Genomic DNA, 12,877 nt, shown 5'->3' on the forward strand with positions numbered 1-12,877 from the left:
AGGTGCGCCGTGGGCGCGGATGCGATGAGGCGTCCGCGGCTGCGGGGCGCTGGTTACGCGGCGGTGGCGCGACAGGAGAGGTCGCGCAGGAAAGCCAGCGCGGCACGCGCGGTGGCGTCGTTCTGCCGGAAGGCGGGCCCTCCGGTACGGGGCCGGGTGAACGCGCCGGAACCCCGGGCGTCGGTGTGCGGACCGAGTGCGAAGCGCCGTGGGTGCGGGGCGCCGGACCGGTCGAGGACGCGTCCGTCGGCGGGGTCCACGGCGAGCAGGCCCTCGGGCGTGGCGGCGGCCCCTTCGGCGTACAGCTCGCGCAGCAGGGTGTCCCGGGTCCGCTCGACCGTGGGGTGCGGCAGTCGTGCCTCGACGAGTGCGCGGGCCTCGACGTACCGGCCGGGCACGGTGGTGCTCGTGGCCCGGAGGACTCCGTCCGCGGCCGTCACCGTCATCCCGGCGCCGAGGAAGTTCAGCACTCCCGCCCGTGACAGGGCGAGCATCTGCCGCAGTCGCGGTCCGGGCGGCCCCGACGCGAGATAGCTGAAGAAGCCGTGCCACCAGGGCCCGATGTCGCCGAGCCGCACCAACTGCCCGTAGACGGAGAGGAGCCCGAGGAAGACCGCCAGGTCAGGGCTGCGCCCGGGGTCGTGCCGCCGGGCGAGGTCCCCCTCGATATAGGTGCGCAGGCCGTCCTGGAGTGTGTCGTACGACGAGTGGTGCACGCCGTCCAGGGGGTGGTCGAGCGCCGACAGGTCCAGCCGGTCGGCGGGGTCGGGCACGGCGGCTGCGACCAGCGCCCGGATCTCGGCGCCGCCCGCTCCGCCCGCCCCACCTGCCTCGCCCGCGCCGTCGACGGCCGCGCACTTCTCGTACGCCTCCTCGAAGTCCGTCCAGGCCATGGCCGTGCGGTCGGGATGGGCCGCGAACAGCCGGTGGTAGTGGGCGAAGCCCAGTTCCTTCTCGACCAGCGGCCACACGTCCCGCCGGAAGTCGAAGCCACCGGGGCGCGCCAGCAGTTCGTCCACCTCGGCGGGTCCGAAGAACCGCGGCAGCGGCGGGCGTTCGCCGGTCCAGTCGTAGCCGATCTTCGAGTGGTACGGGACCCCGCGCCGTGACCCGACGTGCAGCACGGGCTCGCGTCCGGACGCCCGGTACGTCAACTGCCCGTCCGTGTCGGTCTCGTAGCGGCCCCCGCGTCCTTCCGTGAGCAGGACCATCAGGTCGACGAAGGCGAGCCCGAAGCCGCGTACGAGCACCGGTTCGCCGGGGCCGAGGGCGGACAGGTCGCTGTCGGCGGTGAAGTCGGGCGGCAGATGGACGAGGCCGTGGGCACGCGCGTATGCGGCCAACTGCTGCTGTTCGTCGTCGAGTTCCGCGTCGAGATGGCCGAGCGCCAGGACGACGAGGTCGGCGAGGAGCGGACGCGGCCGGCCTTCCAGCCACACCTGCTGACGGCCCTCGCGCGGACCCCCGACCCGCACGGCACGGTCGGGGTGGTGACGGACCCGGATGCCCGGCGGGAGGGCGGCGACGGTCCGCTCGTACACCCAGCGCAGATAGGCGCCCTGCCGCTGCCGGTCCGCGAAGTGGCGTCCGTCGAGCGCGGCCCACTCGTGCAGGGTGGGGCCCTCCCGTACGGGTCCGGCCATGTCCACGGTGTCGTCGGTGAACATGGTGACGTCCTGGGCCTGCGAGTTCATCCACAGCAGCGGTGGCTGCTCCTCGCGCCAGATGCGTCCGCCGCCGGGCGGATAGGGGTCGACGAGATGCACGTCGAGCCCCGAATCGGCGTACAGCTCGGGCGCGTTGGCGGCGATCCGCTCCAGGAGTCCGGTCCCCCGCGGGCCCGCGCCCACGATCACCAGCGACGGGCGCACCCCGCCCGCCCCGCCGCTCATCGCCTGCGCTCCGAACCGCGTCCGTAGTGCCGCTCGACGTAGTACTGGCCGACGCTGAGCACGGAGGTGACGATGATGTACCAGAGCGTGGCCACCATCAGGAGCGGGATGACCTGGTAGGTGCGGTGGTAGACGAGCTGCACGGAGTAGAGCAGGTCCTGCACGGCGATCACGCTGATGATCGAGGTGCCCTTGAGTGTCCCGATCAGCATGTTCCCGGCCGGCGGCACGATGGAGCGCATGGCCTGCGGCAGCACGATCTTCCACCAGCGGCGCCACCGGCTCAGCCCGAGCGCCTCGGCGGCCTCGATCTGGCCGCGGTCGACGGAGAGGATGCCGCCGCGTACGACCTCGGCGGCGTACGCGGCCTCGTGCAGGGTGAGGCCGATGACGGCGACCGTGACCGGGCCGAGCAGATTCACGGTCTTGATGCCGAAGAGCGTCGGGTAGAGCGCCCCGATGTTGAACCAGAACAGCAGCTGCACCAGGATCGGCATCGACCTGAAGAGCCAGACGTACCCCCAACTCACGGCGCGCAGAACGGGGTTGGCGGACAGGCGGCACGCGGCGAGCAGGGCGCCGAGGGCGAAGCCGAGCGCCATGACGAGCCCGGTCAGCCACAGGGTGAGGCCGAGGCCGCGCAGGACCGAGGCCGAGGTGAAGTAGTCGCCGACCACGTCCCACTGGAACGCCTCGTTGCGTGCGACGGAGTTGACGGCGAGCCCGAGCAGGATCAGGACGAGGCCCGCGGCGGTCCACTGGCCGGTCCGGCGCCGGGGGACGATGCGCGAAGGCACCGCGTCTTCCGGCGCGGCCACCTCGGTGAGGGTGTGCGAGGACATGCGAAGGCTCCGTGATGCGTCGAGTCGAACACGGGTGGTGCCTTCACACGGATCACGGCCAAGCCCCTCAGCAGGACCGTCCGTTGAGAGTACGGGTGTGTTTCCCCGGCCTGTCAAGGCTGTCCACACTGTGAGCGGTACGTCTCACGTCGGTTGACGTTCAAACGAATGCCTGTTCCACTTGTGCGCATGTATTCGCAGCAGTGGCTGGTCACGCGCTCCCACATCGACTTCGGTCGAGTGTGGTCCTCATCCTGTTGAGCTGACCCCCTGCGCGCCCGGGCCCTTCCAGGGCGGGCGCTCTCCTCGCTTCTCCACCTGTAGCCAGGCCTTCACACGCGCACCCCTCCCCTCGCACTCCCGCGTTTCGCGACCTTTCGTACCTTTTCGCGCTCTTTCGCGTCCTCTCTTCGCGTCCTCTCTTCGTGTTTCCTCACCGCGCGTTCCTTCGTCCCGCGCTCTGCTCCCAGGAGACCGCTCCATGCGTACGTTCACGCGTGCCCGCACTCACCGTGCCCGCAACCAGCTCTTGCTGCCGTTCGCCCTGATCACCTCCGCGACCCTGCTGCTCACCGCGTGCGGCTCGGGCGGGAACGACACCGCGGCGGGCGGTACCGCCCAGGCCGCCGCCGGCAAGAGCAACGAGATCCCCACCGCGGACGTCGTCTCCGCCGTGCAGAAGAACGCCGCCGCCGCGAAGCTGCTGCCCGCCGGCACCGACTCGCTCACTCTCGCCGTCAGCGTCGGCGGCTCGCCGCCCGGCACCAACTACCTGGCGGACGGCAAGACCCTCGCGGGCCAGGACGTCGACTTCGCGGACGCCGTCGCGAAGACCCTCGGCCTGCGGCTGAAGCGCGAGGCGGCGAGCTTCGAGGCGATCCTCCCGGCCCTGGACAGCGGCAAGTACGACGTCGGGGTCGGCAACTTCGGTGTCACCGACGAGCGCCGCAGGACCATCGACTTCGTCACCTACATCAACGACGGTCAGGGATTCGCGACCCGTGAGGACAGCGACCTGGACAAGGTCACCGACCTCGCCCAGCTGTGCGGGCTGAACGTGGCGACCGGGGCGGGCACCACGTTCGAGGCCACGCTGGAGGAGCAGAAGCATGTGTGCTCCGACGCGGACAAGAAGGCGTACAAGGTGCAGACGTACAGCGAGCAGGGTGCTCTGTGGTCCTCGCTGCAGCAGGGGCGCAGCGATGTGGTGATGAGCACGATCAATGGGCTTCGCTATGCCGTCTCCCAGCAGGAGGGGCTGAAGTTCCTCAACGAGTTCCACCGGCTGGATGTGGGGTTCGCCTTCAAGAAGGGCACGAAGCTGGCGCCTGCCGTTCAGGCCGCCGTGAACGAGCTGATCTCGGACGGGACGTACGCGAAGATCCTCAAGAAGTGGGGCACGACGGGCTCGGCGATCGCCAGGTCCCAGATCTCCCCGCCGGAGATCAAGAGCTGACCTGCCGGGATTTTCGCCCCCGCCGCCCCTACCCTTCCCGTCACTGCATGGGGGCTGCGCCCCCTCGCCCCCTTTGCGCAGTTCCCCGCGCCCCTAGGTACCTAGGGGCGCGGGGAACTGCGCAATCTTTTGGGCCAGCCACAGCGCACCCGCACGAGCGATCAGCAGCTGCAGTCGCAAGAGCAACCGTCACAACAGCAATCGCACCCGTCACAGCAGTCGCAGCAGCCGTCACATCCGTCACAGTTGTCGCACCGCTGACAGAACCCCGGCTTCTGCTCCCCCGACCACGGATCGTGGTACTCCCCGCAGCACATCTGACACGTACAGGCCAGCCCCACCCACACCGCGCACCCCGCGAGGAGTCCCCGCCGGTCGCGCCGGGGCGGCTCGGGCGGCGGAGGCGAGGGCGGCCCGCCCGGCCCCGACGGCGCGTACGGGTTGCCGTGCGAGGTGCCGTGCGTGCTGCCGTGCGAGGTGCCGTGCGAGCAGGACGCGGTCCCGAACGCCCGGTCCACCGAGTTCCGCAGTTCGTGCACGAGCAGCACATGCGCCAGTTTCGCGTCCGTGAACTCCACGTCACGCAGCGCGAGCCGTATGCCGTGCAGCGCGTCGTCGGCGAGCCGCCGTGCCTCCGCCACGGACGCCCCCGTGGCGGTCAGCGGATTCCAGGCTCCCGCCGCGGCATCGGCCGCACGGTCCTCCACGGCGTCCAGCAGGTGGGCGAGCCGGCCGAAGAGCCGGCCGGCCTCGGCGAGCGGCACCGCGTTGGCGGGCCGGCCGGCCAGGACCGCGGTGTGCGCGAAGGCCGCCGCGGTCGCGGACTCGGTCGGCTCGGTGACGGTCAGCAGGGGCGTGCCGAGCCCGGCGAGCGTCTCGATGCCGACCTGCCGGTCCACGGCGTCGACCAGCACCGCGGTGTCGAACCCGACGGCCGAGCCGGTCCTGGCGCCCGCCCGGCCCCAGTTCGTGGCAACGCGGCGCGCCGCGAGCGCCACCGGCCGACGCGCCAGCAGCCCGTCCCCGTCGGCCATGTGATCGCGCATCTTCGCCGAGGCGAGCACCAGCGAAACGGCGGCGGCGAGCCGTGCGCCCTCACCCTGAGCTACCGACGCGCTCCGCATTCCGCGCAGCGGACACGGCCCGGCGGTACGCCGCCACTGGGCTCCCGACGCGGCCTGAGCCTCCGTCAGAACCGATATCAGCAAGCCGTCGTAGTTCGTTACCACCCGAGCGAACTGACCGTGATCCCCGCGCAGCGCGAGACAAAGCCCGCACAAATGCGCCATCCATTGGGTTTTGAGGTTCTCTCCCAGCCGATGACGGCAGGGCCTGACGATTCCGAACACGACGATCCCCCGTGGTGTGTACGACGTTGAGCTGCGGCGTCTCGGCGGCGGCTCGTTCACCCGTACGCTCCAGCCGTCACCCGTCCGCCGTGAAGAATCATATTTCACTCACAGTCAGCAGCGGTGTACCGCACGACCCTTGGGGTACGCGGCCTCTCGACGAATTCGCTGTGCACCAGTACCGTCACGAAACCCCAGCGCGGCGTCTATCCCCTTGGCGCGACATCCGCATCATGCACGACCATGGGGATGCGGAAAGAAGAAAGACCGCTGTGAGAGGAGGCGTCCATGGGATCGGTGCGCAAGGCGAGTGCCTGGCTTGGCCTCGTCGACGACAACGATGACGAGCGTTACTACGACGACGACTACGCCGAGGGATCCGAGACCGGGAGCCGGGAGGTCTGGGTCACGGACCCTCGGGTCAAGGTGGCATCGGAGGCCGCCGAGGAGAAGGGCCGACGCATCGGCACGGTCACCCCGGACAGCTTCCGGGACGCCCGTGGCATCGGTGAGCTCTTCCGCGACGGCGTGCCCGTCATCATGAACCTCACGGCCATGGAGGCCGCCGACGCCAAGCGCGTCGTCGACTTCGCGGCCGGCCTGATCTTCGGCCTGCGCGGCTCGATCGAGCGCGTGTCGAACCGGGTTTTCCTGCTGACCCCCGCCGACACCGAGATCGTCAGCGGGGAACCCGCCGCCCGTCGTGTGGACGGCTTCTTCAACCAGAGCTAGGCAAGGCCGCTCACCGGACCCGCCCGCGGGCGGCGCGGTGGTAGGTCCCCTGTCGGGGTCCTACCGGAACGCGTCGAGACCGGTGAGCGCCTTGCCCAGTACCAGTTGATGCATCTCGACGGTGCCTTCGTAGGTCAGCACCGATTCGAGGTTCGTCGCGTGGCGCATCACGGGGTATTCGAGCGAGATCCCGTTGGCGCCGAGGATCGTCCGTGCCGTGCGGCAGATGTCGATCGCTTCCCGTACGTTGTTGAGCTTGCCGAAACTGACCTGTTCGGGACGGAGCCGTCCCGCGTCCATCCGCCGGCCCAGGTGGTGGGCCAGCAGAATCCCCTTGTGCAGTTCGACCGCCATGTCGGCGAGCTTGGCCTGGGTGAGCTGGAAGCCGCCGATGGGCCGCCCGAACTGCTCACGCGTCTTCGCGTACTCCACCGCCGCCTCGAAACTCGCCCGCGCGGCGCCCATCGAGCCCCACACGATCCCGTACCGGGCGTGGGACAGACAGCTGAGCGGCCCCTTGAGCCCGGTGACCTCCGGCAGTACGGCGTCGGCGGGCAGCCGCACCTCGTCGAGGACCAGCTCGCTGGTGACCGACGCCCGCAGTGACCACTTGTGCTTGATCTCCGGCGCGGAGAAGCCGGGGCGGTCGGTCGGCACGACGAACCCGCGGATCCCGTCGTCGGTCTGCGCCCATACGACGGCCACGCCCGCCACGGACCCGTTGGTGATCCACATCTTGCGTCCGGTGAGGACCCAGTCCCCGCCGTCCCGCTCGGCGTACGTGCGCATGCCCGCGGGGTCGGACCCGTGGTCGGGCTCGGTCAGCCCGAAGCAGCCGATGACCTCGCCGGCGGCCATCCGCGGCAGCCAGGCCTGCTTCTGCTCCTCGCTCCCGAACCGGTGGATCGCGTACATCGCGAGCGAGCCCTGCACGGAGACGAGCGAGCGGATACCGGAGTCCGCCGCCTCCAGCTCCAGACAGGCGAGGCCGTACTGCACGGCGGAGGCTCCGGCGCAGCCGTATCCGTCGAGCGACATCCCGAGGGCGCCGATCGCGCCCAGCTCCCGCGCGAGCTCCCGGATCCCCGGCAGCTCCCCCTTCTCGTACCACTCGGCGACGAACGGCAGCACCCGGCCGGCGGCCCAGGCCCGCACGGTGTCCCGGACCGCCAGATCCTCCACGCCCAGCAGATCGTCGATCCCGAGCGGATCGGCGGGATCGAACGGCGGCAACTTCGAGGAAGCGGACATGGGAGCCTCCGGCACGTAAAACTAGCAGTGATAACTACGGACGATCCTCGACGTTACGACGAGGTACGACGCACGTCCAGAACCGCACCGAAGCCACTGACCACTCCCCCGCAGCCGCCGACGGCGGGGCCACCCCACGGGAAACCCGCACGGTGTGGCACCCCGCACGGGCGGAGCGGGCGGGTAAGGCATGGGTGCGCGCCACGACGCACGGTCAGCGAACGGACTCGACGGGCACGGGCGCACCGGAGCCCTCCCTCGGCCCCGGCACCTCCGCGAGAGCCGCCGGCTCCCCGCACTCCATGGCCCGAGGCAACCGCAGCGCCATCACCGCCCCCAGCAACAACAGCCCCGCACTCACCAGCAACGTCACATGCAACCCGTGCACGAACGCATGGCGCGCAGCGGAACGCAGGGCCTCCCCCGATCCCCCGCCGAGCCGCGCGGCGACCTCGTACGCCTCCCCCAGCGAATGCCCCGCCGCGGCGGCGTCCCCGGGCGGCACCCCCGAAACGGACGCGAGCCCGGGCGCGTACGCCGCGTTCATCACGCTCCCGAGGAGCGCGATCCCGATCCCCGCCCCGAGCTGGTACGACGTCTCGCCGATCGCCGCCGCCCCGCCGGCCTGTTCCGGCGGAGCCTCGCTCAGCATCGACTCGTACGCCCCGAAGAGCGTGATCTCCAGGCCGAAGCCGAGCATCACGAACCCGCTCAGCAGCAGCGGGGCGTCGTCCTCGGCGCCCATCGCCGTCAGGGTGACGACCGCGGCGGCGGTGAGGCAGAAGCCGGAGCACACCATGGTCCGCGGCCCGAAGCGCTGCAGCATCTTCGCCCCGGCCAGCCCCGCGGCCATCGCGGCGACGGTGAGCGGCAGCAGCCGCAGCCCGGTCTCCAGCGGGGAGAGCCCCAGCACGAGCTGGAGATACTGCGCGGCGATCAGTTCGAGGCCGACCAGCGCGAGCATGGCCAGCACGATGCAGCCGACGGAGGTACTGAAGGCGGGCCGGGAGAACATCGTCAGGTCGACCAGCGGATGCCGGCGCCGCCGCTGCCGCCGTACGAAGGCGACGAGAAGTCCGGCGCCCGCCATCAGCGGCACCGCCGTGAACACGCTCAGCGGGTCCTCTCCGCCGCCGAGCCGTTTCACGCCGAGAACCGCGCCGAAGAGACCGGCCGCGGCCATCAGCGCGCCGACGACGTCCCACGGCCCGTCGCGCTCGCCCTTCGACTCGGGCAGCAGGAGCCGGCCGACGGGCAGGCTGACGAGCATCAGCGGAATGTTGATGAGGAAGACCGAGCCCCACCAGAAGTGCTCCAGGAGGAACCCGCCGAGGAGCGGTCCGACGGCCGCGCCCACCGCGGCGACGGCGCTCCAGACGCCGATGGCCAGCGCCCGTTCGCGCCGGGCGGGGAAGACCTGCCGCAGGATGGACAGCGTCGCGGGCATGATCATCGCGCCGCCGACGCCGAGCAGGGCGCGCGCCGCGATCAGCACCTGCGCGCTGTCGGCGAGGGCCGCGACGGCGGACGCGACGCCGAAGAGCGCGTATCCGAGGAGGAGGACGCGTCTGCGGCCGATCCGGTCGCCCAGGGTGCCGAAGAGGATGAGGAGCGAGGCGCAGACGAGCGGGTAGACGTCGACGATCCACAGCAGCTCTATCGCGCCGGGCGTGAGGTCCTCGGTGACGGCGGGCACGGCGACGTGGAGCACGGTGGCGTCGACGGCGACCAGGAGCAGGCTGACACACAGCACCACAAGGACGACCCAGCGGTTTGCACCGGCCCCGGTCTCCCGACGGCGACGCGCGGCGGCCGTGGTCGTCCCGGACATGTACGTACCTCCCAGATGTTCCCTCGCGTTCGGCGATCCGCTGGGTGGGGACTCCCTGCGGCTGCGGCTCGGGAGGAGCGGTGTCCCGGCCCACGCAACAAAGGCGAGTGAGACGTCAGAGTACGCGAGTTCCTCCCGGCGCCGGGTGGTGGACCTCTCACGTTCTCCTGGGACGCGTGTGGCGTGCGCCACGCCTCCCCGTGTACGGCCGTCCGGCCCCCGGGGTCCGAGCACGCCCCCGCCGGGGACCACGGTCGCGGGCCCCCTCGATAATCGAGCCCGTGACCGATCTTGAGACGCCCGCCGCGCCGCCCCGTCCGGGGCCGTCCTGGCGCCGCGCCGCGCCCGCGCTCCTCGGGTACGCGGCGGTGCGCACGCTGGGCCTGGTGGCGCTCGCGGTATGGAGCGCCACCCGGGACACGAGCGCGCTGCGGCTGCTCTCGGCCCGCTGGGACTCCCTCTGGTACTCCAGGGTCGCCGAGCTGGGTTACGGCTACGAGGTGCGCCTGCCCAACGGGGACGTGCACTCGAACCTGGCGTTCTTCCCGCTGCTGCCCTGGCTGGAGCGGGCGGTGTCGGCGGTGTCCCCTCTCTCCCACGCGGACGCGGGCCTGCTGGTGAGCTGGGTCGCCTCGCTCGCGGCGGCCTGGGGGATCTTCGCGGTCGCGGACCATGTGTACGGCCGGCGGGCCGGGGTCTGCGCCGTGCTGGTGTGGGCCGTCCTGCCGGTCGGCATCGTGCAGTCGATGGCGTACAGCGAGTCGTTGTTCACGGGGCTCGCGGCCTGGTCGCTGTACACCGTCCTGACCGGGCGCTGGCTGACCGCCGGCCTGCTCGCCTCGCTGGCCGGTCTGACCCGCCCGGTGGGTGCGGCGGTCGTTGCGGCCGTATGGGTGACGGCGATCGCCTCTTTCGTACGGGAGCGGAGCGTGCGCGCCGAGGACGGCGCGTCCCGGTGGCGGCGCGCCCTGGCGATGCTGATCGCGCCCCTCGGCGCGGCGGGTTACGTCCTGTGGGTCGGCCGTCGCACGGGCGGCGGCCCGCTGGGCTATCTCGACGTCCAGGCGGGCTGGCGCAACGGCTTCGACGGCGGCTACGCGTTCGCCCGGTTCGTCGCCGACAAGTTCACCGCGTTCCCGTCGGCCCTGGCCGGGCTGGGCCTGACCGTCGGGGTCGGCCTGCTCGTATGGCTGTACGTGGTCTGCGTACGGCAGCGGCAGCCGTTGCCGCTCCTGGTGTACGCGGGGGTCGTCATCGCCCTCGCCCTGTGCGCGTCGAGCTATTTCGGCTCGAAACCACGCCTTCTGCTGCCTGCCTTCCCCCTCCTGCTGCCCCTCGCCCTGGCCCTCGCGCGACTGCGAACGTCCAGGTCGGCGTGGGTGCTGGGCGGTGTGGCGGTGGCCTCGGCGGTGTACGGCGCCTGGTGGCTGAACGGGTCCGGTCCGCCGTGATCACACACGGTCGCCGGTGAGCGCCCGGAGAAGTGCACGCAAGCATTCGGTGAACGAATTCGAAAGCGCCATAAAACTTCCCTCCGGAATGATCAATCGAATTGAAGGAAGAGCGGACGGGGGGTTCCATAATCCACGGCGATAAACCCCCGCCTGAGAGCAATCCCACATCACATCGTCATCACAAAGACGGTGCTTCGCCCTGGAACACAGCTCACTCGCTGTAACGTCGATTGAGTGCGTACCGAACGAAAGCTGACTCGTCTGGACCGGGTCTTCGCCCGGCTGGACCGTGAGCCGGAACGACCGGCCCACATCGACGTGCCCCGGATGAGCCGGCACCGGGTGGTCCTCTTCGCGTCCACGCTCGCCTTCTACGCGGCCATCGTGTGGGCCGTCGTGATCACCTCATGGCTGGTCCGGCTCGACTGGCAGGTCATGTTCTTCCGGCCGTACCAGCAGTGGCCGGAGATCCACGCGTTCCTCGACTACTACGTGGTGCTGGGCCAGCGCGGCCCCACCGCCGTGATGATCGCGGCCTGGCTGGGCTGGCGCTCCTGGCGGCAGCACACCCTGCGCCCGCTGCTCACGCTGGGCGCCTCGCTGCTGCTCCTGAACCTCACGGTCGGCGCGGCCAAGATCAGCATGGGCCGCCTCGGTCCGCACTACGCGACCAGCGTCGGCTCGAACGAGATGTGGCTGGGCGGCGACATATTCCCTTCGGGTCACACCGCCAACGCCGTGGTGACCTGGGGCATCCTCGCCTATCTGGCCTCGACGCCGCGGGCCCGCCGCTGGCTGTCCGCCCTCTCCGCCGTGGTCTCCCTCGGCGTCGGCCTGACCACCGTGTACCTGGGTACGCACTGGCTGAGCGATGTGGTGCTCGGCTGGGTCGCCGGACTGCTGATCCTGCTGGCGCTGCCCTGGGTCGAGCCGCTGATCGCGCGTGCCGAGTCCGGCATCTTCGACCTGCGTGACGCCTGGCGAGACCGTCGGCGTGGTACGGGTCCGGCCGAGGTTCCGGTTCCGGCGCCCCTCAAGCCCATCGGCAGCCCGGCCGGCGAGCAGGAGCCCGTGGTGCGTGAGCCGGTGGCCGCGTCCCGGCCGCCCCGGCCGCCGGGCTATCTGGCCCCGGGTCCGCACCTGAGCCGCTCGGAGCGCACACCGGTGACACCGCTCGGCAGCCGCCGGCCGCCGCAGTCGGACCGGGTGACACGTGGCACGGCGTCGGCGCGGCCCCTGGCCGGGGGCTGAGCGCGGGAGCGACGGCGGGGCCGGTACGCACACCGCTGCCTCGCACGCTTCTGCCTGCGGGCCGGTGGGGGCTGGTCGCGCAGTTCCCCGCGCCCCTACGAGCGCCCCTGACGGGGCAGAAGCAGGGGCGCAGCCCCGCTTCTGAGGGGCGCGGGGAACTGCGCGGCCCGCCCCCACCGGCCCGCAGGTTCAAACGCACGGGCCCGGGGCTTTCAGCCCCCACCACCCCGTACCGGACAGGTCACCCCTTCCAGCAGCGCGTCACCCGGCCGTCCGTGACCTCGAAGTTGAGCCGTCCCGACAGGTACTCCATCGTGATGATCGCGCCCGGCGGCAACGACCGCACGGTCGACCAGCCGCGCGCGCGGGCCTGCCGCTCCGCGCCACCGGCGTCGAGGCCGACGTACGCGTCCGGAGTGTCGGAGGGCTCCGCGGGCGGAGTGGGAATCGGTGCCATGCCGCCACGGTAGGCGCCCCCGCGCGGACACGGAACCCCGGGCCCGCCACCATCAGTCACCGGTCCCCCTCCGGTCACGCTTCTGTCACAGGACAACGACACTCGTTCCGGCGCGCCGGCATCAGCGGTTACGCATCGAGCCGTCACACGAACGGGCGGTTCCACACGTTTTCCGCCCGCCTTCGAACGTAATTCCGCGGCGCCGGGGACTATCTCCGAAACGGCCCCGGATACCCCGGTCGAAAGCGGGTATCCGGACCGGTTTCCCTACCTTTTCTTTCCGATTCCGCGGCGCCGCAAGGAAGTTGGCCCGCCACAGGAAATACATGGTTCAAGCACAGAGCCCACGTACGCCCCCTGTC

General features: G+C 71.1%; 10 protein-coding genes. 4 read left to right on the forward strand and 6 right to left on the reverse strand.

Features of this window, described 5'->3' with window-relative positions; all coding sequences use genetic code 11:
- Window positions 1-53: 53 nt before the first annotated feature.
- Both ACH4DZ_RS23075 and ACH4DZ_RS23080 read right to left on the reverse strand, forming a co-directional pair.
- Complete coding sequence (locus ACH4DZ_RS23075; RefSeq protein WP_398289157.1) at window positions 54-1,892, reverse strand: FAD/NAD(P)-binding protein; 1,839 nt, start codon at window positions 1,890-1,892, stop codon at window positions 54-56.
- Entirely contained in the window at window positions 1,889-2,734 is an 846-nt protein-coding gene (locus ACH4DZ_RS23080) for an amino acid ABC transporter permease (protein ID WP_398289158.1), read from the reverse strand. The genes ACH4DZ_RS23075 and ACH4DZ_RS23080 overlap by 4 nt, the downstream gene beginning before the upstream one ends.
- A gap of 481 nt (window positions 2,735-3,215) precedes the next feature.
- On the opposite strand from ACH4DZ_RS23080, the gene ACH4DZ_RS23085 reads away from it, so the two are divergent.
- Window positions 3,216-4,190, forward strand: a complete 975-nt coding sequence (locus tag ACH4DZ_RS23085; RefSeq protein ID WP_398289159.1) for an ABC transporter substrate-binding protein — start codon at window positions 3,216-3,218, stop codon at window positions 4,188-4,190.
- Between the two features lie 161 nt (window positions 4,191-4,351).
- On the opposite strand, the gene ACH4DZ_RS23090 is transcribed toward ACH4DZ_RS23085, so the two are convergent.
- A complete protein-coding gene (locus ACH4DZ_RS23090) occupies window positions 4,352-5,539 on the reverse strand; it encodes a DUF5685 family protein (RefSeq protein ID WP_398289234.1) in 1,188 nt (395 codons plus the stop codon).
- A 288-nt stretch (window positions 5,540-5,827) separates the two neighbouring features.
- Between ACH4DZ_RS23090 and ACH4DZ_RS23095 the strand changes: the two genes are divergently transcribed.
- Complete coding sequence (locus tag ACH4DZ_RS23095) at window positions 5,828-6,271, forward strand: cell division protein SepF (protein WP_107021161.1); 444 nt, start codon at window positions 5,828-5,830, stop codon at window positions 6,269-6,271.
- 60 nt (window positions 6,272-6,331) lie between these two features.
- Here the strand turns inward: ACH4DZ_RS23095 and ACH4DZ_RS23100 are convergent, their stop codons facing one another.
- Window positions 6,332-7,522 carry an acyl-CoA dehydrogenase family protein gene (locus tag ACH4DZ_RS23100; protein ID WP_398289160.1) on the reverse strand — a complete coding sequence of 397 codons (1,191 nt, stop codon included), beginning with the start codon at window positions 7,520-7,522 and terminating at the stop codon, window positions 6,332-6,334.
- A gap of 214 nt (window positions 7,523-7,736) precedes the next feature.
- Window positions 7,737-9,353 carry an MFS transporter gene (locus ACH4DZ_RS23105; RefSeq protein ID WP_398289161.1) on the reverse strand — a complete coding sequence of 539 codons (1,617 nt, stop codon included), beginning with the start codon at window positions 9,351-9,353 and terminating at the stop codon, window positions 7,737-7,739.
- Window positions 9,354-9,634: 281 nt separating this feature from the next.
- Between ACH4DZ_RS23105 and ACH4DZ_RS23110 the strand changes: the two genes are divergently transcribed.
- Complete coding sequence (locus ACH4DZ_RS23110; RefSeq protein WP_398289162.1) at window positions 9,635-10,804, forward strand: glycosyltransferase family 39 protein; 1,170 nt, start codon at window positions 9,635-9,637, stop codon at window positions 10,802-10,804.
- Between the two features lie 237 nt (window positions 10,805-11,041).
- Window positions 11,042-12,058, forward strand: coding sequence for a phosphatase PAP2 family protein (locus ACH4DZ_RS23115; protein ID WP_398289163.1), 1,017 nt, complete (start codon window positions 11,042-11,044; stop codon window positions 12,056-12,058).
- Between the two features lie 241 nt (window positions 12,059-12,299).
- On the opposite strand, the gene ACH4DZ_RS23120 is transcribed toward ACH4DZ_RS23115, so the two are convergent.
- Window positions 12,300-12,515, reverse strand: coding sequence for an I78 family peptidase inhibitor (locus tag ACH4DZ_RS23120; protein WP_398289164.1), 216 nt, complete (start codon window positions 12,513-12,515; stop codon window positions 12,300-12,302).
- Window positions 12,516-12,877 lie beyond the last annotated feature (362 nt).

Source organism: Streptomyces sp. NPDC017991 (assembly GCF_044328075.1).
GTDB lineage: Bacteria > Actinomycetota > Actinomycetes > Streptomycetales > Streptomycetaceae > Streptomyces.

Coding starts and splice junctions, on each gene's coding strand:
- ACH4DZ_RS23075 (WP_398289157.1), bottom strand. CDS start 1,892: ATGAGCGGCGGGGCGGGCGGGGTGCGCCCGTCGCTGGTGATCGTGGGC.
- ACH4DZ_RS23080 (WP_398289158.1), bottom strand. CDS start 2,734: ATGTCCTCGCACACCCTCACCGAGGTGGCCGCGCCGGAAGACGCGGTG.
- ACH4DZ_RS23085 (WP_398289159.1), top strand. CDS start 3,216: ATGCGTACGTTCACGCGTGCCCGCACTCACCGTGCCCGCAACCAGCTC.
- ACH4DZ_RS23095 (WP_107021161.1), top strand. CDS start 5,828: ATGGGATCGGTGCGCAAGGCGAGTGCCTGGCTTGGCCTCGTCGACGAC.
- ACH4DZ_RS23100 (WP_398289160.1), bottom strand. CDS start 7,522: ATGTCCGCTTCCTCGAAGTTGCCGCCGTTCGATCCCGCCGATCCGCTC.
- ACH4DZ_RS23105 (WP_398289161.1), bottom strand. CDS start 9,353: ATGTCCGGGACGACCACGGCCGCCGCGCGTCGCCGTCGGGAGACCGGG.
- ACH4DZ_RS23120 (WP_398289164.1), bottom strand. CDS start 12,515: ATGGCACCGATTCCCACTCCGCCCGCGGAGCCCTCCGACACTCCGGAC.